Origin of the sequence: Hominisplanchenecus sp. (assembly GCF_046967715.1) — a bacterium.
GTDB classification, from domain to species: domain Bacteria; phylum Bacillota; class Clostridia; order Lachnospirales; family Lachnospiraceae; genus Hominisplanchenecus; species Hominisplanchenecus faecis.
Genome location: NZ_JBKVNQ010000003.1, coordinates 21,615 through 43,198 on the forward strand (window position 1 = coordinate 21,615; position 21,584 = coordinate 43,198).

The 21,584-nt window shown below is 45.9% G+C and carries 18 protein-coding genes and 1 pseudogene; 1 reads left to right on the forward strand and 18 read right to left on the reverse strand.

Translation table 11 applies throughout. The features are described from left to right. Positions 1-117 precede the first annotated feature (117 nt). Positions 118-873: an exodeoxyribonuclease III gene (locus ACLTL4_RS00765; protein WP_022119472.1), complete on the reverse strand. Its 756-nt coding sequence runs from the start codon at positions 871-873 to the stop codon at positions 118-120. 179 nt (positions 874-1,052) lie between these two features. Here ACLTL4_RS00765 and ACLTL4_RS00770 point away from each other — a divergent pair, with 179 nt between their 5' ends. After that, positions 1,053-1,394, forward strand: coding sequence for a DUF1292 domain-containing protein (locus ACLTL4_RS00770; protein ID WP_022119471.1), 342 nt, complete (start codon positions 1,053-1,055; stop codon positions 1,392-1,394). A 123-nt stretch (positions 1,395-1,517) separates the two neighbouring features. Here ACLTL4_RS00770 and ACLTL4_RS00775 read toward each other — a convergent pair whose 3' ends face one another. The 17 genes and pseudogenes from ACLTL4_RS00775 to fabD all read right to left on the reverse strand — a co-directional run bounded on the left by ACLTL4_RS00775 (position 1,518) and on the right by fabD (position 21,582). Continuing rightward, complete coding sequence (locus ACLTL4_RS00775) at positions 1,518-3,641, reverse strand: hypothetical protein (protein ID WP_412320153.1); 2,124 nt, start codon at positions 3,639-3,641, stop codon at positions 1,518-1,520. Positions 3,642-3,763: 122 nt separating this feature from the next. Next, the gene (truA, locus tag ACLTL4_RS00780) at positions 3,764-4,525 is read right to left on the reverse strand and encodes a tRNA pseudouridine(38-40) synthase TruA (protein ID WP_147631595.1); all 762 of its coding nucleotides are present in this window, start codon (positions 4,523-4,525) and stop codon (positions 3,764-3,766) included. A gap of 212 nt (positions 4,526-4,737) precedes the next feature. After that, on the reverse strand, positions 4,738-5,544 hold the full coding sequence (locus ACLTL4_RS00785) for an energy-coupling factor transporter transmembrane component T family protein (RefSeq protein ID WP_173866012.1): 807 nt from the start codon (positions 5,542-5,544) through the stop codon (positions 4,738-4,740). Further along, positions 5,538-6,400: pseudogene (locus ACLTL4_RS00790) on the reverse strand (energy-coupling factor transporter ATPase). Before ACLTL4_RS00790 ends, ACLTL4_RS00785 begins: the two are co-directional and overlap by 7 nt. Then, positions 6,391-7,236: an energy-coupling factor transporter ATPase gene (locus tag ACLTL4_RS00795; protein ID WP_412320154.1), complete on the reverse strand. Its 846-nt coding sequence runs from the start codon at positions 7,234-7,236 to the stop codon at positions 6,391-6,393. Before ACLTL4_RS00795 ends, ACLTL4_RS00790 begins: the two are co-directional and overlap by 10 nt. 94 nt (positions 7,237-7,330) lie before the next feature. Continuing rightward, the gene (locus ACLTL4_RS00800) at positions 7,331-9,106 is read right to left on the reverse strand and encodes a cobaltochelatase CobT-related protein (protein WP_412320155.1); all 1,776 of its coding nucleotides are present in this window, start codon (positions 9,104-9,106) and stop codon (positions 7,331-7,333) included. Next, positions 9,103-10,059 (reverse strand): AAA family ATPase, encoded by a 957-nt coding sequence (locus ACLTL4_RS00805; protein WP_022118613.1) that lies wholly within the window; start codon positions 10,057-10,059, stop codon positions 9,103-9,105. Before ACLTL4_RS00805 ends, ACLTL4_RS00800 begins: the two co-directional genes overlap by 4 nt. Continuing rightward, the gene (locus ACLTL4_RS00810; RefSeq protein ID WP_412320157.1) at positions 10,056-11,930 is read right to left on the reverse strand and encodes an ATP-dependent helicase; all 1,875 of its coding nucleotides are present in this window, start codon (positions 11,928-11,930) and stop codon (positions 10,056-10,058) included. Before ACLTL4_RS00810 ends, ACLTL4_RS00805 begins: the two co-directional genes overlap by 4 nt. Positions 11,931-11,933: 3 nt before the next feature. After that, complete coding sequence (gene gltX, locus ACLTL4_RS00815; RefSeq protein ID WP_215659769.1) at positions 11,934-13,385, reverse strand: glutamate--tRNA ligase; 1,452 nt, start codon at positions 13,383-13,385, stop codon at positions 11,934-11,936. 149 nt (positions 13,386-13,534) lie between these two features. Next, complete coding sequence (locus ACLTL4_RS00820) at positions 13,535-14,581, reverse strand: NAD(P)H-dependent flavin oxidoreductase (RefSeq protein ID WP_022118610.1); 1,047 nt, start codon at positions 14,579-14,581, stop codon at positions 13,535-13,537. Positions 14,582-14,620: 39 nt separating this feature from the next. Further along, positions 14,621-16,342: an acetyl-CoA carboxylase carboxyltransferase subunit alpha gene (locus tag ACLTL4_RS00825; protein ID WP_173866017.1), complete on the reverse strand. Its 1,722-nt coding sequence runs from the start codon at positions 16,340-16,342 to the stop codon at positions 14,621-14,623. A gap of 12 nt (positions 16,343-16,354) precedes the next feature. Beyond that, positions 16,355-17,707: an acetyl-CoA carboxylase biotin carboxylase subunit gene (locus ACLTL4_RS00830; RefSeq protein WP_173866018.1), complete on the reverse strand. Its 1,353-nt coding sequence runs from the start codon at positions 17,705-17,707 to the stop codon at positions 16,355-16,357. Positions 17,708-17,720: 13 nt separating this feature from the next. Continuing rightward, entirely contained in the window at positions 17,721-18,149 is a 429-nt protein-coding gene (fabZ, locus tag ACLTL4_RS00835; RefSeq protein WP_173866019.1) for a 3-hydroxyacyl-ACP dehydratase FabZ, read from the reverse strand. A gap of 23 nt (positions 18,150-18,172) precedes the next feature. Then, on the reverse strand, positions 18,173-18,652 hold the full coding sequence (accB, locus tag ACLTL4_RS00840; RefSeq protein ID WP_173866020.1) for an acetyl-CoA carboxylase biotin carboxyl carrier protein: 480 nt from the start codon (positions 18,650-18,652) through the stop codon (positions 18,173-18,175). 12 nt (positions 18,653-18,664) lie between these two features. Further along, on the reverse strand, positions 18,665-19,897 hold the full coding sequence (gene fabF / locus ACLTL4_RS00845) for a beta-ketoacyl-ACP synthase II (protein ID WP_173866021.1): 1,233 nt from the start codon (positions 19,895-19,897) through the stop codon (positions 18,665-18,667). Between the two features lie 21 nt (positions 19,898-19,918). Beyond that, entirely contained in the window at positions 19,919-20,659 is a 741-nt protein-coding gene (fabG, locus tag ACLTL4_RS00850; protein WP_147631604.1) for a 3-oxoacyl-[acyl-carrier-protein] reductase, read from the reverse strand. Next, the gene (gene fabD, locus ACLTL4_RS00855; RefSeq protein WP_173897489.1) at positions 20,656-21,582 is read right to left on the reverse strand and encodes an ACP S-malonyltransferase; all 927 of its coding nucleotides are present in this window, start codon (positions 21,580-21,582) and stop codon (positions 20,656-20,658) included. Before fabD ends, fabG begins: the two co-directional genes overlap by 4 nt. Between the last annotated feature and the right edge of the window lie 2 nt (positions 21,583-21,584).

Below are 21,584 nucleotides of genomic sequence, written 5' to 3' on the forward strand. Positions count from 1 at the left end.
TCCTTGTCTCTGTCTTCTATACAATTATACTAAAGCAAAAGATGCATTGCAATAAGAAACTGTAAATTGTCTCTTTTCACAATGCACCTTGCATTATATTCACACTCTTTTTCCGTTTCAAAGATCAATATCCAGCTCTACCGGGCAATGATCAGAACCCATGATTTCCGTGTGGATCTTGGCATCCACCAGTTTTTCCTTCAGACTTTCCGAGACACAGAAATAATCAATACGCCATCCGGCATTTTTCTTCCTTGCCTGGAAACGATAAGACCACCAGGAATAGATTCCTTCCTGATCCGGATAAAAATAGCGATAGGTGTCGATAAATCCCTGTCCCAGCAATGTAGAAAATTTTCCGCGTTCCTCATCCGTAAAACCGGCATTTTTTCGGTTGGTTTTTGGATTCTTCAAATCAATTTCTTTGTGTGCCACATTCAGATCTCCGCAAAATACAATCGGCTTTTTCTCTTCCAGCCCTTTCAGATAGGAAAGAAATGCATCTTCCCATCGCATACGATAATCCAGTCTTGCAAGTTCACTCTGCGAATTTGGCGTGTAGACCGTCACCAGGTAAAATTCTGCAAATTCCAGGGTGATCACGCGGCCTTCCTGGTCATGTTCTTCGATACCGATGCCGTATGCCACGGACATTGGCTCTCTTCTGGTAAAGATGGCCGTTCCGGAATAGCCTTTTTTTATCGCATAATTCCAGTACTGATGATAACCTTCCAGTTCAAGGCTGATCTGCCCTTCCTGGAGTTTGCTTTCCTGAATACAGAACATATCCGCATCCAGCTCCTTAAAAATATCTAAAAATCCTTTCTGTACACAGGCACGCAGCCCGTTTACGTTCCACGATATCAGTTTCATCCATCATGCTCCTTCCTCTGCTTTCTTTTTATCATATCATCTTTTCTTTTACAAATCTACTTGCATTTCTTGTACTTGTCTGTTAAAGTGGAGGAAGTGTTACAGCGAATCCAAGAATGCCTGGGCATTCTTGCTGCAACGAACAGTAGCATAACTATAAAGAAATGAGGTAAATACGAATGAGCGATTTTGAAAACGGATGTGCTGGTTCCTGCGATGCATGCGGTTCCAAAAGTGACTGTGAAAAAGCAACCGTTACTCTGACACTGGACGATGGTTCCATGATGGAGTGTGCGATCCTGACGATCTTTGAAGCAGATGAAAAAGAATACATTGCACTGCTTCCGCTGGATGAAAAGGGCAATGCTTCTGAAGAAGGTGACGTGTATCTGTACCGTTTCCAGGAAGTAAACGGAAATCCGACACTGGATAACATCGAAAGTGACGAAGAATATGAAATGGTTGCGGATGCATTCGATGAATGGCTGGATAATGCAGAATTTGAAGATATGGAAAACTAATCTTTTTCATGGAGCAATTTTTCTGTGTATGTTAAAATCCCCTGCAGGTTTTTGTCTGCAGGGGATTTTTTAACTCCTTTAAAAATCATTTCTGCTGTTTTCCGTCACAGTTTGACAGATGGCTTATTTTCTGTTGTTTTTGCGTCGTATGCCGGATACAAACAATGCGATGAGTGCTGCAAGAGACGCTGCAAGCACGATTGAAAGTAAAACAATCGGGGAATTGTCACCGGTTACAGCTGCCACCCGGACATTCGAGTTTGAACCAGAAGCACCTTTGTTCGTGCTGTTGGTGATTGTATTGCCGGTCACATTCAGCTGTACTGTCTGTACATCGGCATCCCCTTTGGCAATCCACTTGCCGTCTTTATAGAGCTGACGCTCATATGTCACATTCAGTGTATAGGTTCCGGCTGTTGTAAACTGGAGTGTTCTGGCATAGGCGTTTGTTTCGTTCAGATCTCCTTTTCCTGTTCCGCAGGTCCAGGATACCGGAAGATAACGCACATCTCCTTCGATCGGTGCTTTGTTATCCATCCGGTCACCAACTGCCTTGAAGGTAATGTTGGCACCGGTCGCATAATTGCCGCCATTTGTCAGTCCTTCAATCTTATTGTTGTCTGCTTCTCCGATCAAGTTGATCTTTGGCAGTGTCTTGGTCTCTTTCTTCTTGCATATGCCACACTTACGTTCTTTTTTCCCCTTCTTCTCATGCGTTGCTTCGGCTGTGACTTTCCATTTGCTCCAGGTATGAGCAGCCAGTTTGCCTCGTGTGATCTTGCAGCGTTTGCAGGTGCTCTTTACTTTGCAGGTTGCTTTTGTCCAGTCATGCCCAAGAGCTGCTGATCCTTTGATGCCACAGCGTTTGCAGACGGCCGCTTCTGTACAGGTTGCTTCCTTCCAGTCATGCCCAAGAGCCGCTTCTCCTGTTACCCCACAGAGCTTGCAGATGGCTGCCTCCGTACAGGTCGCTTCTTTCCAGTCATGTTTGCAGATGGTCGCCGCAACTTTATATTCTCTTGTCACGGTTTTTCCGTCTTCTGCGGTTCTGGTAAGTTTATAGATGACCGGTATTTTATCTGATGCAGAGAAATCTACTTCTTTTTCACTTGCCGGATCTACGGTCACACCTGCCGGAACCGTGATCTTCGGTGCCAGTTTTTTCAGATCTGTATCGCTCTTCTGCATAAGAACGGTGATTGTCTGTTTTTCCTCATCGATCGTCACTTTGGCATCTTTCACTTCAAAAGCAGTGATCTTCAGATTCGTATTTTCTGTTTCAGATTCTTTTGTTTCCGATTCTTTCGTCTCTGACTGTTTCGTTTCGGATTCCTTCGTCTCTGACTGTTTCGTTTCGGATTCTTTTTCAGACTCCGTTGACTTCGCATCTTTTGCTTTTGCATCTGCCTTTGTTTCCGGCTGCTTCTCACTGATCTTCGTCTCAGGCTTCTTTTCCGTTGCCTTTGTTTCCGGTTTCCTGACTTCTGTTTCTTTTTCGGTTACCTTTGTTTCCGGTTTCTTCACTTCTGGCGTTTTTTCGGTTACCTTTGTTTCCGGTTTCTTCACTTCTGGCGTTTTTTCGGTTGTTTTCGTCTCAGGCTTCTTTGCTTCGGTTGCCTTTGTCTCCGGCTGCTTCTCACTGATCTTCGTCTCAGGCTTCTTTTCCGTTGCCTTTGTTTCCGGTTTCTTCACTTCTGGCGTTTTTTCGGTTGTTTTCATCTCAGGCTTCTTTACTTCGGTTGCCTTTGTCTCTGGCTGTTTTGTCTCTGCAGCCTTTGTCTCTGGCTGTTTTTCGGTTGTCTTTGTCTGAGCTTCTGTGATCTCAATCGTCAGTTTCGGAAGCACCACATCTTTTGCCAGCTTATAATCATCCGTAATCTGTGCGGTAAAGGTATACTTGCCTGCTGTGGAATCCTCTTTATAGTCTGTTTTCCATGTAACATCTTTGATCTTGATATCCTCTGCTTTTTTGCTGTCTTTCTCTTTATAGCCTCTGGCAGAAAGCTTATCCGGAAGTTTCATATCTTTGACCTTTGTTCCCCTGGCAAAAGAACCTTTTTCCAGTTTCGGATCCGTAATGCTGATTACACGGATCTGCTCTTTTTTCTCTGCTTTTTCTGTTCCGGCTTTGGCAGAGACTTCCGTTGTCTGTCCGTCCACCGGTGCTGCTATCGCACTGCCCGGCATCGCAGTTGCCATAACTGTGACTGCCAGTAGCACTGCCAGTATGTTTTTCCTTCTCTTCATAATATCCACCTCCTGATTTTTGATCACGGTTTTTATTCTACAACATTTCTGATATTTCGCTGTGATTTTTCTCACATCTGCACTAACTTCACAAACCCCCTGTAATCATTTATTGTCAGGTCTCACATGCGTTCGCCCTGAATATTCCCACCATAGCGAATCCCGATCAGTGTCAGCCCTTCCGGTCTCGCTGTCTCCCCTGCGAGCGTCCGGTCTTTTGCCTCAAGGATTTTTTTGATCTGCTGCGGCTCGATGAATCCGCCTCCCACGCGGATTAACGTGCCGGCAATAATGCGGACCATGTTGTAAAGAAATCCATTGCCTGTGACACGTATTATGATCATATCACCTTCTTTTATCACATTCAGAGAATAGATTGTGCGAACTGTATTTGTTACTTCCGGTTTCTCGGTACAGAAGCTTTTAAAATCATGTTCTCCTACCAGATACAACGATGCTTCCTGCATCTTCACTACATCTAATGGATAATAATAAAAAAAAGAATTTAATCTTCTGGTCGGATCCGGAAATCGGCGGTTCAGGATGCGATATTCATAGGTTTTGGTGGTTTTCTGAAAACGCGGATGAAAATCAGACGGCACTTCGCAGGAGTCCTGGATACGGATGTCTTCCGGCAGCCTTGTATTTAATGCATAAGAAATCTTGTCGGCAGGCATACGTGCACTGGTATCAAAAACAGCCACGTTTCCCAGAGCATGCACACCTGCATCGGTGCGGCTCGCCCCGATCACTTTGATTTCTTCTTTTAACAGTTCTGATAAATGATGATTTAAGACTTCTTCTATGGTAACTGCATTTGGCTGTGTCTGCCAGCCATGATAATTTGTTCCGTCGTATGCTACAATGAGTTTCACTCGTTTCATATTTTTTCTCCATTCTGCCATCTGATATGGCTTTTATTTTAGATGTATATCAGCCGAGCTGTCCAGAATCGCATGCCGCATCTTATATGCGTTCGACTTGAATTCTGTTTTTTTCTTTATTAAAAGCCCTGTTTCACGAAATAATTTTCATGAATCAGGGCTTCTTGTCAAGCGGATATTCGCGATTGAAGCAGAGGACTTCCTTGATTTGGTTAAAATGCTATGATATTGCCCGTTGTAATAATACATACCAGATAAGTCAGCAGTATCACATATGCAACATGGTCTCTTTTTTTATAGATCAGTGGCTTCATCTTCGTTCTTCCTTCACCGCCGCGGTACCCTCTGGCTTCCATCGCCATCGCAAGGTCATTTGCCCGGCGAAATGCCGAAATAAAAAGCGGAACAAGCAGCGGTACCAGGCTTTTTGCTTTCTTGATCAGTCCGCCGCTCTCAAAATCGGCACATCTTGCCATCTGAGCTTTCATGATCTTGTCTGTCTCATCGAGCAAGATCGGGATAAAACGAAGTGCGATGGACATCATCATGGATATCTCATGCACCGGAACTTTGATGACTTTCAGCGGGGAAAGGGCTTTTTCCAGTCCGTCCGTCAGATTATTCGGTGTCGTAGTCAGCGTCAGCACTGAAGATCCAAGGATCAGATAGGTCAGGCGCACAGCCATAAAAGCAGCCTGCCGGATACCTTCCCAGGTAACTTTTAATTTCCAGATCGCAAATGCTGTCGTTCCCGGTGTCAGAAACAGATTAAACACAACGGTGATCATCATCAGCACAAAAATCCCCTTCAATCCTTTGACCATAAAAGAAAACGGCACTTTTGAGATCATGATCACAGCAGCCAGAAACAGTGTTGCCACAACATAGACACTGATCTTCTGAAACAAAAACAGTGAAATAATAAATACGATCGTCCCAAACAGTTTGACGCGGGGATCCATTTTGTGGATTACGGAATCAGACGGATAGTATTGTCCTAATGTAATATCTCTTAACATATCTTTTCCCTTTTCTTGATTGCCAAAAGAATGGCTTCTTTTGCCTCTTCTACCGTGGTTGCTGTCGTGTCAATATCCCAGCCTTTTTCTTTCAGAGCCTTTACCACATAAGTGACCTGAGGTGCTGCAAGTCCGACGCTTTCCAGCTCTTTATAATGCTGAAAGACCTGTTTTGGTGTATCATCAAACAAAATCTTTCCGTCATTTACTACAATAATACGATCTACATATCTGGCAACATCTTCCATGCTGTGCGACACCAGTATAACTGTGATCTTACGTTCTTTCTGAAGCAGTGCTACCTGATCCAGGATCTCATCGCGTCCTTTCGGATCAAGGCCTGCGGTCGGCTCATCCAGGATCAACACCTGCGGATGCATCGCAAGGATACCTGCAATCGCCACACGCCTTTTTTGACCGCCTGAAAGTTCAAACGGTGATTTCTTATAATAGCTTTCATCCAGGCCAACCTGTGTCAGTGCTTTTTTTGCCCGCTCTTCCACTTCTTCTTTGGATAATCCCAGATTTTTCGGTCCAAAGCAGACATCAGAAAAAACATCGACTTCAAAAAGCTGGTGCTCCGGATACTGGAGACCAGACCGACCTTACTTCGCAGGGTACGCATGTCGTAACCTTCCTGATAAATATTTTCTCCATCATAATAAATCGCACCGGAAGTTGCCCGAAGCAGTCCGTTTAAATGCTGGATCAGCGTAGATTTCCCGGAGCCGGTATGACCGATGATCCCGATAAACTGTCCGTCCGGAATTTCCAGACTAATCTCATCGAGTGCTTTTTTCTCAAACGCATCGCCCTCACTGTAAACGTAGCTTACTTTTTTTAATTTCATTGACATAATGCCTTTACCAACTCCTCCGTACTTAGTACACATTCCGGCAGATCAACACCGGTTTTTCTCAGTTCGTGTGCCAGAAGAGTCACCTGTGGCACATCCAGACGGTATTTTTTCAGAGTGTCCACCTGAGCAAAAATCTCGAACGGTGTCCCCTGCATAACGATTTTTCCATCATCCATCACGATTACTTTATCTGCATAGATAACTTCTTCCATATAATGCGTGATCAAAATGGCAGTTACTTTTTCTACCTGATTTAACGCACGCACGGCACGAATCACTTCTTTTCGGCCGTTCGGATCCAGCATTGCGGTCGGCTCATCCAGAACGATGCATTTTGGATGCATTGCAACCACGCCGGCGATCGCCACACGCTGTTTTTGTCCGCCGGAAAGTTTGTTTGGAGAATTTTTGCGATATTCCCACATGCCGACACTTTTGAGACTCTCTTCAACTCTCTCCCAAATCTCCTCGGTCGGTATTCCCATGTTTTCCGGTCCGAATCCGACATCTTCTTCGACCACCGTACCGATGATCTGGTTGTCCGGATTCTGAAATACCATCCCGGCCGTTTTACGTACCTCCCAGATATTCTTTTCATCCCGCACATCCATACCGTCCACATACAAGGTACCGTCTGTCGGTGTCAAAATCGCATTGATCTGCTTGGCAAGCGTGGACTTTCCGGAACCATTATGCCCCAGAATTGCCACAAAATCGCCTTTTTTCACATCCAGATCCACACCGTCCACGGCACGGATCGTCTCTTCGACTCCCCCATTTTCGTCATACTTTTTATATTCAAATGCCAGCTTCGCCGCCTCAATGATTCCCATGGTCCACCATACTTTCCTGTATTTTTAAGATACTTTTACGCAAGTTTTCGGAGTGCTTTTTTGCACTCGCATTTTATTGTAAAGGATTTAGATGTTAATTACAAGTCTCTTCCAGCTGTTTTTTTAAATATCTTCCGACTACTGCCGAAAAATTATCAATTCTGCGGATATAGGCAAAATCTTTGCCGAAAATTCTCCGCTCCGCCTGAAGATCCCCTTCCTCCCCAGTAAAAACACCGAGTACGGATACACCCGCATTTCGCAGATGCCGTACTTCCATTGCCGTATCTTTTGTGCCATAATCACCGAAATAAGGCCTGGGATTGCGGCTGTTCGGGCGATTGACTACAATATCATTTGGTCTTCCGTCACTTAACACGATCAGGATTTTGTTTTCTTCGTCTCTTTTCAGAAGCCCTGCGGCTGCAGCACGCACAGCCAGTCCGTCCCGGTTGTTGGAAGAGCCGTAAAATTCAAAAATACGCAGGTTTGCTTCTCTTCCATCCTCGTATTCCCGAAATCTCCGCATGACCGTATAATCCCAGAACGTGCAGAAACTCATAACCCGGTGTGGGATTCCAACATTGGTGAGTGCCTCACTGATCATAAAAGCCTGCAGTGCCACATGGCTCTGTCTGCTTCTCTGGGAACCGCTGCCGTCGATCAGCACTTCAACCACAAAATCGGTATTATAACGCCTGCTCTCCTGCAGAAACAATTTTCTGTTCTCTGTCCGTCCGATATTCCAGAGGCGATTTGGCAGGATTCTACCAGATTCTCCCACATAGGTTTCTTTTTCGTTCCTGGCTACCAGTGCACGTTTTAAAACATTGGTCAGCATATCAATATTCTGTTTTGCCATTCTGCGGTTCTGCTCGTATACACGCCAGTTGACTTCTTTCGTCCTTCTGGCATACTCTGACTGGGCGTTGACTTTCACCATATTTGCAAGGATCCCATCTGTAAAATATAAAGTACAGTCTGCATGTGCCCCTGTGCAGATCTGATGGTTGATGCGTTCTGCCACCAGCGGTGTCAGGTAACTCCTGCCATAATTGAGTTCAATGTAACTGTTCATTTTTGCAATTGCTTCATCATCCAGCCCGATCACCTGCGTACCGCCCTTTTGCTCCTGTTCCTTTTTTTCTTTTTCCTTCTCAGAAAAAGAAGTCATGGCATCTGCCAGCTGATGCTGCATCCTCCGATAAGCATCTTCCGCCGCTTCTTCTTCCAGAAAATCCTGCCAGTCAAAGCCGGATAATTCTTCTGTGCTGACGGAAAGGACTTTTTCCAGATCTCCGACTCTCTTTTCAAACGTCGGATCAACCATCTGATTGTAAAACCAATCAACCGCCTGCACCAGTTCTTCCGTTTTCTGTGCCTGTTCCAGCCTTTTCAGCTGTTCAAACGGGCGGATCACGCGGCTGTCCGCCGGAGCACTCCCGGTCAGTGCTTCTCTCATATAGGCAAGTTTGACTTTTCCGGTATACGTGTCCAGCATTTTTTCAAAATCGTGGTCCATGATCGCCTCAAACGCTTTTTTGCGGATATCCGGGACACCGGGCCGCTCCTTTGCGATCTTGTCATGGCATGCCGCCTCCACACAGATCTGTCCCAATGTCACAAGCTGACTTTCATCTGCCCCGAGATACACTTTTTTCAGAAGATAGAGTGCAAAAGCATCCTTGTCAAAAAACCTGGAAAAAGCTCCCTGCTTGATGGCATCGTAAATAGAAATGTATTTTGATTTGTAAAAAGATGTCACATCCGGCTTCGTATCCAGATCATAATCTCCGCTGATCGTCCACATCAGGTTGCGGATGCGGTTCTCAATCTCAAAACTGCCATGTTCCAGCTCTTCGTTTGTCAATCTTCAAACACCTCCGCTGCTTCAAGCGATGACGGGATTCTGGTCATAATGATATCTTCTACCATCTCCCTTTCGAACAGGTCAAAGCTTTTGTTGCCCACGCCCATATGGATTGCCCGGATCGGTGAAAGTCCGATCTTCATCAGCCCGATCGCCGCCAGGAGCCCTCGAAGATCCAGTGCTTTGGCAGAAATCTCGCTGTTCTGGGCTTTTGTCTGAAGATCCAGAAACAGACCGACAAACTGCTCTGCCGCAGATTCTTTTAAGGTTGGATACATGCTCTTTAAAATATGATTCAGAGTTTCCTCATCCGGTGACGGCATATTGATGACCACAAATCTGGAAACAAGTGCTTCGTTTAACTCTTTTGTGCCGGCATAGCCGTAGTTCATCGTACCGATAAAACGCGTAGCCGGATGAAGTGCAACTCTTTCGTATCCCGGCACATCAATTGCTCTGCGGTAATCCAAAGTTGCATGCAACACCGATACGGCATCGTTTTTTGCCATGTTGATTTCATCAAGAATCCCAAAACCTCCGGTTTTTGCACACTGGATAATCGGACCTTCCCGCAGCTGGACTTCGTTGTTGCGGAACGTATCCGTACCGATCAGTGTACTGCTGTCTGTATTGACATGAAAAGAAATATTATAAGTTGGCCTTCTAAAAAGCCAGGCAAGATTTTCTGCAAGAATATTTTTCCCGGTGGCCTTTCCACCGCAGAGCAGCACGTTTTCGCCCGCTAACAGAGCCGCGATCGCCATTTCCAAAACCTCTTTTCCGAAAAACGGGATCTGCGGACGGATGCAGCGTTCTTCTGCCGCATCGCCCGTATCATTTTCTCTTCGAAATTCCATAAGTTCTTCTAAAATATGCCCGGAAATGCCCTGTTCTTCCAGCCTTTGTATCTCTTCTTTTAAAATCTGCAAACTTTTCTCTGTATTTGATGTCATATCGTCTGTCTCCTTTTTTCTCCCTGTCCGGGTTTTGGTGTGCCGTCTCCTCGCAGTTCTTCAATAAATCTGGAACAGGACAGCTCCTGCCCATAGCGTTCTTTTGCATAATACAGATAGAGCTTGTCTTTTGCCCGCGTCATGCCCACATAAAACAGACGGCGTTCTTCCTGGATATCCGCATCCATCACTGCTTTCCGGTGCGGCATATTGCCTTCCACTGCATCCACAAGAAATACCACCGGAAACTCCAGACCTTTGGCACTGTGCAGTGTTGTAAAAACAACCACCTTTGCTTCTTCTTTCTGCTCACTGCTCTTTTTCTGCAAAGCTTCTTTATATTCTTCCATATGGACACACCAGGCATCAAAAGTATCAAAACTTCTGGCTGCTTCCTGAAGTTCATCTAAAACCTCATACAGCTCTTCCGGCTTGATCCTGCGAAACTGTGCATATTCTCTCAAATATTCTTCATATCCTACCGCATTCCTGATATAATTAATCGCCGCATAAGGCTTCATTTTCGCAATACAGGAAAGATCATATTCCAGGCGGTCGATCCGATCTTCCATCCAGTCCCGCCCCTGACATTTCTGCCGCAGTCCTTCCAGTGTAACCGTCTGGGAATCCAGATAATCACGGCTGATATAACGGTTCGGACGGTTTATGATCTGCAGAAAATCTTTCCGGCTGCGATTTCCGTTTGCAATGCGTATGTAAGTAAACAGATCGTTTGCGATCCAGTGTTCGTAAATATTCGGCAGTCCGTCCCGCATCCGAAACGGGAGGTTGTATTCCATGAATTTTTCCAGATAAATACGTGCTCCGGTATTCGTCCGGAACAGAACTGCGATCTCCTGCGGCTCTCTTCCGTCTCGCAGCATATCCTGCACTTTTTTGACAACCGCCAGAGCCTCCATTGCCTGATTCTGAAAGAAAGAGATTGTGATCTTCTCTCCGTTTCCGCGGATGCCATGTGTGCTTTTCTGAAAACGGTTGGTGTTGTGAGCGATCACCCTGCCGGCTCCTTTGATGATGCACTCCGTCGAACGGTAATTCTCTGCAAGCTGGATCATCACAGCTTTCGGAAAATCTTTCTGAAAATTCAACATAATCTCCGGCTTTGCACCGCGAAAACGATAGATAGACTGGTCATCATCGCCGACGATAAACAGATTGTTTCCAGGCTGTGCCAGAAGTTTGACCGTCTCATACTGGATCGCATTGATATCCTGAAATTCATCGATCAGAATATAGCGGAAACGTTTCTGCCATCCCCTGCAGATATCCGGTCTTGCTTTTAACAGTTCGTAAGTGCAGACCAGCATATCATCAAAATCCAGTTTCCGTTTCCGTATCAGAGCCTGCTGATATTCTCTGAAAATACTGCGGAACACATCTTCCGGGCAATTAGAAGAATAATAATGCTCAAGCGATATCCGCTCGTTTTTGATCAGACTGATCTCCTCTGTGACACCCAAAAGAAACTCCTTCTCATCTTCGATCTCCAGATCCATCGGTTCCAAAATATCACGCAGGATCGTATATTTCTCTTCTTCTCTTAAAATATTTTCTGCCGTATAGTGATAGGCAGCTTTGAGGATCGTAAAAAATACCGCATGAAAGGTACCAAAAGTAACCGGTGCATAACGTCCCTTCATTGCATTGTGAAAACGCTCCCGCATCTCGATGGATGCTGCTTTGGTAAACGTGATGACCAGGATTTCCGATGGGCTGATCCCCTGCTTTTCGATCAGGTATTTTGTTCTCTCGGTGATAACGGTGGTTTTTCCGGAGCCAGGCCCTGCAAGACAGATGCAGGGACCTGCTCCATGGGCGACTGCCCTGGACTGAGTTTCACTCAAACTCATAGATTATTTCTCCAATTTCTCTATTGCCGCATGGATGCGTTTGATGGATTCTTCTTTTCCAAGAATCTCCAGTATCTCGGTTGCACCTGCCGGTGTTGTCTGTTTACCGGAAAGAGCAGTACGGATCGGCCACATGATATACCCGGTCTTATATCCATGTTCTTTACCGAATGCTACCAGTGCCTCAAACAGTGCATCGTTGCTGTAATCATCCTGTGCCTCAAGCAGAGGAAGTACTTCTTTTAACAGGTTCAGAGAAGTTTCCTCTGTTGTTTTCATTTTTTTGTGGCAATACATCTGTGTATCATACTCCGGAACTTCTTCATAAAAATCGATCAGCTCTTTGATCTCCGGAAATACTTCGATACGTGTCTTAACCTGAGATGCGATCTTTTTCAGATCCAGATCTTTGTGGATCGCTTCTTTCAGATATGGCAGTGCACGCTCGTAGAATTTATCAAAATCCATTGCCTTGATATATTCACCGTTCATCCATCTTAATTTGCCCATATCAAAAACAGCCGGTGATTTATTCATATGATGATAATCAAAAGCTTCTACCAGCTCCTCCAGAGAGAAGATCTCACGGTTGTCAGACGGACACCATCCAAGCAGTGCCACATAGTTTACAACTGCTTCTGTCACAAATCCCTGCTCGATCAGGTCTTCGTAAGAAGAATGACCGCAGCGTTTGCTCAGCTTTTTATGCTCTTCGTTTGTGATCAGCGGGCAGTGCACATAAACCGGAACATCCCAGCCAAATGCCGCATACAGACGATTGTATTTCGGTGAAGATGACAGATATTCATTTCCTCTTACCACATGAGTGATGCCCATCAGGTGGTCATCAACTACATTTGCAAAATTGTAGGTCGGATATCCATCAGATTTAATCAGAATCATATCATCCAGCTCTGAGTTCGGAACTTCAATCTTTCCGTAAATCTCATCTTCGAAAGAAGTCGTTCCTTCATTCGGGATGTTCTGACGGATAACATACGGAACGCCTGCTGCCAGTTTGGCTTCTACTTCTTCTTTGGAAAGATGCAGACAGTGTTTGTCATAAACAATAATTTCTTTTCCGGCAACTTCCTGTTTTAAAGATTCCAGACGCTCTTTGCCGCAGAAACAGTAATAGGCTTCCCCTTTTTCAACCAGCTCTTTGGCATATTTCAGGTAAATGCCCTGTGCCTGACGCTCGCTCTGTACATACGGACCAACGCCGCCATCCAGATCCGGACCTTCATCATGAACCAGACCTGTTTCTTTGAGTGTATGGTAAATAATATCCAATGCACCTTCCACGTAACGCTCCTGGTCGGTGTCCTCTATACGGAGAATAAAGTCTCCTCCTTCATGTTTTGCAATCAGATATGCATATAATGCAGTTCTTAAATTTCCTACGTGCATCCTTCCTGTCGGACTTGGTGCAAAACGTGTTCTGACTTTGCTCATATCTTTCCTCCTCATCCTTGGGCTTTTCTATGCTTCCCAAAACGTCATTTCACTTCATTATATACTCTGTTTTGTAATTTGTACAGAGAAAAAAATCCCCGGAATTCTGAAAACAGACAGATATCTGCATTTCCAGAATTCCGAAGATTTTACTTTAGTTCTTCCATAATGTCCGCCACATGCTCCAGTTTTTCTGCCTTCCAGGCATTTGCCCCACAGAACAGCAGTGCTTCGTCCAGATTTCCTTTCGCCGCCGCGATCAATGCACGTGTGATACAGTAAGGGATTTCTTTTGGATTACAGTGTTCCAGGCAATGGAGACATTTTTTATCAATTTTATGCGAACCATGTTTGATAAAGGTATTGAAAATAGCACGCCCCGGCATGCCGACAGGGCTTTTGACAATACCGATCTGTTCTTTTTTACAGTCGATGTACGCCTGTTTATAAGACAGATCTGCGTCACACTCGTATGTCGTGACAAAGCGTGTCCCCATCTGTACGCCATCCACGCCAAGTGCCAGAGCCCGATCCATATCGGCACGGTCATAGATCCCGCCTGCCAGCACGACCGGTATATTTTTGTGGCTGTCCGCTTCGATTTCTCTTACTACGGTCAGGATTTTTTTTACTTCCTGTGCATAGGTCTCATCCGTAAACATTTCCAGCTGTTCCCGGTGAAAGCCCAGATGTCCGCCTGCTTTTGGTCCTTCGATCACCAACAGATCCGGCACAACATTGTATTTTCTTTTCCAGATCCGCAGCATCACTTTGGCCGCTTTTTCTGTGGAAACGATCGGTGCGATCTTCGTGTTGCTGCCTTTTACATATTCCGGGAGTTTTTCCGGAAGCCCTGCCCCGGAAATGATCAGATCCGCCCCGGCTTTTACAGCAGCCTTCACGTAATCTGCATAATCTTTTGTGGCAACCATGATATTAAATCCGACGATTCCGCCGCCTGCAAGTGCTCTTGCCTTTGCAAGCTGGGACTGTATGGCACGCAGATTCGCTTCTTTTGGATGTTCTTCAAAATCTGGCTCGCGAAATCCGATCTGTGCGGCAGAAAGGATACCGACACCGCCATTTGCCGCCACACTGCCTGCCAGATGCGAAAGACTGATCCCAACACCCATTCCGCCCTGGATCACCGGAATCCTTGCAGTTAAGTCTCCGATTTTTAATGGTTTTCTGTCCATATATATTCCGTCCTTTTGTACGATGTCAAAGTCAGACATCTAATACCTGCGAAAACGCTCGTAGCGTTCTATGGCAAGCTGATCTTCGCTTTTTTCTTCCTGTTTTTCCAGGAAACAGAGCATATGTTCTTTCATGTTTCCTGCAATCGTTTCCAGATTTTTCTTCTGTGCCGGTTCGACTTCCGGAACGATCCACTCGATCACACCAAGTTCTTTTAAATCTTTTGCCGTGATCTTCATGATCCCTGCCGCTTCTTTTGCACGTTTTCCGTCTTTCCAGAGAATCGATGCAAATCCTTCCGGCGAAAGGATCGAGTAGGTGGCATTTTCCATCATCCAGACTTCATTTGCCACGGCAAGGGCAAGTGCCCCTCCGCTTCCGCCTTCTCCGATCACAATGCTGAGTACCGGAACTTTCAGACCTGACATCTCACTGAGATTTTCTGCGATCGCTCTGCCCTGTCCGCGTTCTTCTGCTCCGATCCCGCAGGCAGCCCCCGGCGTATCCACAAAACAGATGATCGGACGATGGAATTTTTCTGCCTGTTTCATCAGACGAAGTGCCTTACGATAGCCTTCCGGAGATGCCATGCCAAAATTGCAGCGGATATTTTCCCTGGTATTTTTCCCCTTCTGCTGTCCGATGACTGTAACCGGAATACCCGAAAGTGTGGCAATCCCGCCGATCACAGCTCCATCATCTCCAAAGCAGCGATCCCCGTGAAGTTCAGTAAAATCTTCAAAAATCTGATCGATATAATCTCCCGCCGTGCATCTTGCCGGACTGCGTGACAGTTCCACCCGCTCCCAGGCACTTTTCTCCTTTTTATTTTCTTTATCAGAGTGCTTTTCTTCTATAAGATCTGTCTGGAACATGCTTGCTTTTGATGCAAAGGTTTTTGCTGCTTTCTGAGTGTGAAGCCTAAGTAATTTTCCAAGTTCTTCTCTCATATTTTTACGCTCAATAATCGCATCGATCATGCCTTTTTCCAGCAAAAACTCCGCTCTCTGGAATCCGTCCGGCAGTTTTTCACCGGTTGTCTGACGGATCACACGCGGACCTGCAAATCCAATCAGGGCTCCTGGCTCTGCAAGGATCACATCGCCAAGCATGGCAAAACTTGCCGTCACACCACCCGTTGTCGGATCCGTCAGCACCGGAATGTAAAGAAGGCCTGCATCGCTGTGACGTCTGATTGCCGCTGCTGTTTTTGCCATCTGCATCAGAGAAATAATCCCTTCCTGCATTCTCGCCCCACCGGAACAACAAAACAGGATCACTGGCAGTTTTTCCTCTGTCGCTTGTTCAAATGCCTGCGTGATACGCTCTCCTACTACATATCCCATGCTGCTCATCAGAAATCTGGCATCGCACACACCGATTACCGTTTCCCATCCACAGATGCTTCCTTTTCCGATCGTAACGGCTTCCTTTAATCCTGTTTTTCTTCTTGTATCAGAAAGTTTTTCTTCGTATTCCGGAAAATCAATCGGATTTTTCTCTTCGATATCCGTTCCCCATTCCTGAAAGCTTCCTTTATCAAGCAGCAGGCGAAGTCTGGTCTTTGCCTTGATTCGAAAATAGTCACCGCATTTCGGACAGGTGTAAAACTTTTCTTTTACATCTTCCCGATAGACCATTTTTTTACATTTTGAGCACTTCAGCCACATACCATCCGGTACAGACGGTCCCTTCTCTTCTGGCTGCGATCCAATTTTTATATAGCCTGTCTTTTTAAACATGGATTTGAAAATTGCCATGCTTTGGCCTCCTTATTCTTTTTCCATCTGAAACTTTTTCTCTATAAAAGAAGTATCAAAATTTCCATTGATAAAATCCTCATCATCCAGAATCTGAAACTGAAAATCAAGATTTGTTGTGATCCCTTCCAAAACCAGTTCGCCAAGGGCACTTCTCATTTTCTGGATCGCCCCCTGTCTTGTCCTGTCATGAACAATCACTTTTGCCGCCATTGAATCATAGTAAGGCGATATCTCACATCCACCGTAAATAGCAGTATCAACCCTCACGCCAAAGCCACCCGGCAAATGTATCTGACCGAGCTTTCCAGGACACGGCATAAAATTCTTCTTTGGATCTTCGGCGTTGATGCGACATTCCAGTGCATGACCGCGTAACGTGATCTCTTCCTGCGTCAGATCAAGCGGCAAACCGGCTGCAATATAAATCTGTTCCTTGATCAGATCCACGCCAGATACCATTTCGGTCACCGGATGTTCTACCTGGATCCGGGTGTTCATCTCCATAAAATAATAACGCTTCTGCTTATCCAGAAGAAATTCAATCGTTCCGGCATTTTCGTAAGCTGCCGCTTTTGCGGCACGCACTGCCACCGCTCCCATTTCTTTTCGCAGTCTTTCATCCAGCACGCTGCTTGGAGATTCTTCAATCACTTTCTGATGATTTCTCTGAATGGAACAGTCACGCTCCCCAAGTTGAATGACGTTGCCGAATTTATCGGCAAGAATCTGAAACTCAATATGTTTCGGCTCTTCGATATATTTCTCGATATACATGGAATCGTCTCCGAAACCGCGGATTGCTTCCAGCTGTGCTACCTTGAAATTTTCCAGAAAATCTTCCGCTGTCTGCGAAAGCCGCATGCCTTTTCCTCCGCCTCCAAGTGCCGCTTTTATCATGACCGGATAGCCGATCTGATCTGCCGCCTCTTTTGCTTTCCCGGCATCAGTGAGTGGTCTTTCGGTTCCCGGCACAACCGGGATGCCGGCTTTTATCATAGTATTTCTGGCTTCGGATTTGTTTCCCATGCGTTCGATCACCTCTGCGGACGGACCGATAAAGGTGATCCCGCATTTTCTGCACATATCTGCAAATTTACTGTTTTCCGACAAAAATCCAAATCCCGGATGAATGGCATCTGCTTTTGCTGCAATACAGGCACTTAAAATACGTTCCATATCAAGATAACTCTCCGCTGCGGCAGATGGTCCGATACAGATGGCTTCGTCTGCCAGCTGAGCGTGCAGTGCTTCCGCATCCGCCTGTGAATAGATGGCAACGGTACGAATGCCAAGTTCTCTGCATGCACGTATGATCCGAAGTGCAATTTCCCCCCGGTTGGCGATCAATATTTTCTGAAACATCTTTCTCTCCTTTTTATCCGATCGCAAAGGTCAGCTCTGCAGATACGGCTACTTCCCCTTCAACCGTTGCCACGGCTTTTCCGATCCCGATCGGACCTTTCTTCTTGATCATTTCCACTTCCAGCATCAGGACATCCCCCGGAACCACTTTCCGTTTAAATTTTGCCTGGTTGATGCCACCAAAATAAGCTGTTTTCCCTTTATATTCCGGACACGATAACATCACAACTGCACCGACCTGAGCCAGAGCCTCAATCATCAGTACACCAGGCATAACTGGTTCCTGTGGAAAATGACCTGCAAAATAGGGTTCGTTGTAACTGACACACTTCTTGCCAATTCCATGCTCGCCCGGTGTCAGTTCTTCAATCGTATCGATCAGAAGCATCGGCTGTCTGTGTGGGATCACTTCCATGATTTCTTTTGCTTTCATCACTGACATTTTTTCTTCCTCCAAAGACGATATTATTTAATACAGAATAGTGGCTGTCCATATTCTACCATCTCACCGTTTTCCGCAAGTACTTTTTCTACGGTACCGTCACACTCTGCCACAATTTCATTCATCAGTTTCATTGCTTCAATGATGCCGATCGTCTGACCTTTTGTCACCGTATCTCCCGGTTTTACAAATGGATCTTCTTCCGGAGACGGTGCCAGATAGAACGTGCCGACCAGCGGTGAGCAGACGAGATTTTCCTCATTTTCGATATTCCCTGTAAAAGATTCTTCCGGATCATGGTTTGCAGGATTACGGGATGCGACACTGTTTTTCCCTGCTTCCATAAAAACCTCGCCCTGCTCTGCTGCGGTATCTTCCGTGCAGATCTTTACGACTTTTTCTTTTTTCATGCAAAGCTGAAGATTGCCTTCTTCTAAAGTAAATTCAGTCAGCCCGGATGCAGAAACTTTATCGATCAGCGTAAGAATTTTTTCGATCTCCATATCTGATTCCTCCTAGCGATACTTTTTGATCAGAATACTTGCATTGTGTCCGCCAAATCCGAAGGAATTGCTTAAGGCATAATCAAACGATTCCCTGATTTCTGTATCTGGCACATAATTTAAATCCATCTCTTTTTCTGCTTCCAGAAATCCGACGGTCGGATGGATATAACCTTCTTCCAGTTCTTTGACGCAGGTGATAAATTCCACCGCACCGGCTGCACCGAGCATATGACCGACCATGGATTTCGTGGAATTGATGCGGATGTTGTACGCATGCTCTCCAAAGGCTTTTTTGATCGCTCTGGTCTCAAAGAGGTCGTTGTGATGTGTGCTGGTTCCGTGTGCATTGATATAGGTCAGCTCTGTTTTATCAATGTTTGCCTCTGCAACGGCATCACTCATCGCTCTTGCCGCACCCTCACCGTCTTCCGCCGGTGATGTGATATGGTAAGCATCGCTGGTACAGCCATAGCCGACCACTTCCGCCAGAATATTGGCGTTTCTTGCCTGTGCATGAGAAAGTTCTTCTAAAATAACAACACCTGCACCTTCACCCATCACAAATCCGCTGCGATCCTTGTCAAACGGGATGGAACAACGTTTCGGATCTGTCGCAGAAGACAGTGCCGTCAGAGCGGAAAAGCCTCCGACACCCATCGGACAGATAGCTGCTTCTGTACCGCCTGCCACGATCACATCGGCATCTCCGATCTGAATACTGCGGAACGCTTCGCCGATGGAATGAGTTCCGGTCGCACAGGCAGTCACCACATTCAGGCTTTTGCCTTTCAGTCCCAGCTGAATGGAAACATTTCCGCATGCCATGTTAGAGATCATCAGCGGAACAAGAAGCGGATTGATCCTGGATGCTCCACGCTCCAGCAGTCTTTTATGCTCCCGTTCCATTGCCTGCAGACTTCCGATACCGGAACCGACATAACAGCCCACACGGTAAGGATCTTCTTTTTCCATATCAATGCCCGCATTCTTCATTGCTTCCGCTGCAGCCGCCACTGCATACTGACAGAACAACTCCATACGTCTTGCTGCCTTGAAATCCATAAATTCTTTCGGATCAAAATCTTTGATCTCTGCCGCCAAGCTTGCCTTGAACCCTGTGGTGTCAAATTTGGTGATCTTATCAAATCCGGTTCTTTTTTCTTTGACACTGTTCCAGAAATTCTCAACACCGATGCCAATTGGTGTCACGGCTCCCATACCGGTCACTACAACTCGTCTCATATCTTGCCTCCTGTTTTTACATTACATCGCCATGCCGCCATCCACACAGAGCACCTGACCTGTGATATAGGATGCCGCATCAGATGTAAGAAATGCCACTGCTTCCGCTACATCTTCCGGATGCCCGAATTTTTTCATCGGAATCTGCTGTGTTGCCTGTTCTCTTATAGTATCAGAAAGTTTTTCTGTCATATCTGTCTCAATAAATCCTGGTGCAACGGCATTTACCTGAATATTTCTGCCTGCAAATTCGCGGGCTATGGTTTTGGTAAGGCCGATGATCCCTGCTTTTGCAGCTGCATAATTTGCCTGACCGGCATTTCCAAGCACACCGGATACGGATGCGATGTTTACGATTTTTCCGCTTTTCTGGCGGATCATCTGTCTTGCCGCTGCATGGATCGTATTAAATGCACCTTTTAAATTGACTTCAATCACACGGTCAAAATCTGCTTCGCTCATCCGCATGATCAGATTGTCTTTTGTAATTCCGGCATTATTGATGAGAATATCCAGCCGTCCATATTGCTTTACGATTTCTTTGACCATATCTTCTGTGGCATAAAAATCTGAAATATCACAGCCATAAACCACGGCTTTTCCTCCCGCATTTATGATCTCTTCTGCCGTCTGCTCTGCTTTCTCTTTTGAACCGCTGTAATTTACCACAACAAAAATATTTTTCTTTGCCAGTGTTTTTGCGATCTGAGAACCGATCCCTCTGGATGCACCGGTCACCAGTGCGATTTTTTCTTCCATTATCGATTACCTCTGCTTTCCAGTACTTTTTCCAGATCTTCCGGTTTTTCAATGGAAAATCCCTTGACACTGCAGTCGATCTTTCGAAGAAAACCAGTTAGCGTTTTCCCAGGTCCGATCTCCACAAATGTATCAACGCCATCTGCGATCATACGCTCCACACTCTGCTGCCATAACACAGAAGATGCTACCTGCTTTGCAAGAAGTTCTTTGATTGCTTCCTCTTCTGTCACATATTCTGCTGTGACATTTGTCACATATGGGGTTACCGGTGCCTGTACCGTTACCGTTTTTAAGACTTCTGCCAGTTTTTTTCCTGCCCCTTCCAGCATTGGAGAATGAAACGGACCGCTGACCTTGAGCGGCAGCACCCTTCTTGCACCGGCCTCTTTTAAAGCCATGCCCGCTCTCTCAACAGCAGTATCTTCTCCCGTGATCACGACCTGCCCCGGACAGTTATAATTCGCCACCGAAACTCTGCCTTCTGTTTCCTGACAGATTTTCCGGATCTGTTCTCCATCCATACCGATCACAGCCGCCATCGCTCCGCCTGTCGGAACTGCTTCCTGCATAAAAACGCCTCTCTGACGCACCACGCGAAATGCTGTTTCCATATCCAGCACACCGCTCGTGATCAGTGCACCATATTCTCCGAGGCTGAGCCCCGCACTGACATCCGCAGCAAGCCCTGCTTCCCGCACTGCTCCAAGGATCGCTGCTTCACAGGCGAGAATTGCAATCTGCGTGTACTGCGTTTCGTTCAGTTTTTCATTTTCTTCAAAACAGAGTGCCGGAATGTCCAGCCCGGTCGCTTTCGAAGCGAGGTCAAAAATCTCTCTTGCCTTTTCACTTCTCTCATAAAATTCTTTTCCCATGCCGGCATGCTGTGCACCCTGCCCCGGGAATACAAATGCAATTTTGCCCATCT

Excerpts from the sequence above, each read along its gene's own strand:
- fabF (WP_173866021.1), bottom strand. The coding sequence starts at position 19,897 with ATGAGACGAGTTGTAGTGACCGGTATGGGAGCCGTGACACCAATTGGC.
- fabD (WP_173897489.1), bottom strand. The coding sequence starts at position 21,582 with ATGGGCAAAATTGCATTTGTATTCCCGGGGCAGGGTGCACAGCATGCC.
- ACLTL4_RS00810 (WP_412320157.1), bottom strand. The coding sequence starts at position 11,930 with ATGAGTTTGAGTGAAACTCAGTCCAGGGCAGTCGCCCATGGAGCAGGT.
- gltX (WP_215659769.1), bottom strand. The coding sequence starts at position 13,385 with ATGAGCAAAGTCAGAACACGTTTTGCACCAAGTCCGACAGGAAGGATG.
- ACLTL4_RS00785 (WP_173866012.1), bottom strand. The coding sequence starts at position 5,544 with ATGTTAAGAGATATTACATTAGGACAATACTATCCGTCTGATTCCGTA.
- ACLTL4_RS00820 (WP_022118610.1), bottom strand. The coding sequence starts at position 14,581 with ATGGACAGAAAACCATTAAAAATCGGAGACTTAACTGCAAGGATTCCG.
- ACLTL4_RS00770 (WP_022119471.1), top strand. The coding sequence starts at position 1,053 with ATGAGCGATTTTGAAAACGGATGTGCTGGTTCCTGCGATGCATGCGGT.
- ACLTL4_RS00830 (WP_173866018.1), bottom strand. The coding sequence starts at position 17,707 with ATGTTTCAGAAAATATTGATCGCCAACCGGGGGGAAATTGCACTTCGG.
- ACLTL4_RS00825 (WP_173866017.1), bottom strand. The coding sequence starts at position 16,342 with ATGGCAATTTTCAAATCCATGTTTAAAAAGACAGGCTATATAAAAATT.
- ACLTL4_RS00765 (WP_022119472.1), bottom strand. The coding sequence starts at position 873 with ATGAAACTGATATCGTGGAACGTAAACGGGCTGCGTGCCTGTGTACAG.
- accB (WP_173866020.1), bottom strand. The coding sequence starts at position 18,652 with ATGGAGATCGAAAAAATTCTTACGCTGATCGATAAAGTTTCTGCATCC.
- ACLTL4_RS00805 (WP_022118613.1), bottom strand. The coding sequence starts at position 10,059 with ATGACATCAAATACAGAGAAAAGTTTGCAGATTTTAAAAGAAGAGATA.
- fabZ (WP_173866019.1), bottom strand. The coding sequence starts at position 18,149 with ATGTCAGTGATGAAAGCAAAAGAAATCATGGAAGTGATCCCACACAGA.
- truA (WP_147631595.1), bottom strand. The coding sequence starts at position 4,525 with ATGAAACGAGTGAAACTCATTGTAGCATACGACGGAACAAATTATCAT.
- ACLTL4_RS00775 (WP_412320153.1), bottom strand. The coding sequence starts at position 3,641 with ATGAAGAGAAGGAAAAACATACTGGCAGTGCTACTGGCAGTCACAGTT.
- ACLTL4_RS00795 (WP_412320154.1), bottom strand. The coding sequence starts at position 7,236 with ATGGGAATCATTGAGGCGGCGAAGCTGGCATTTGAATATAAAAAGTAT.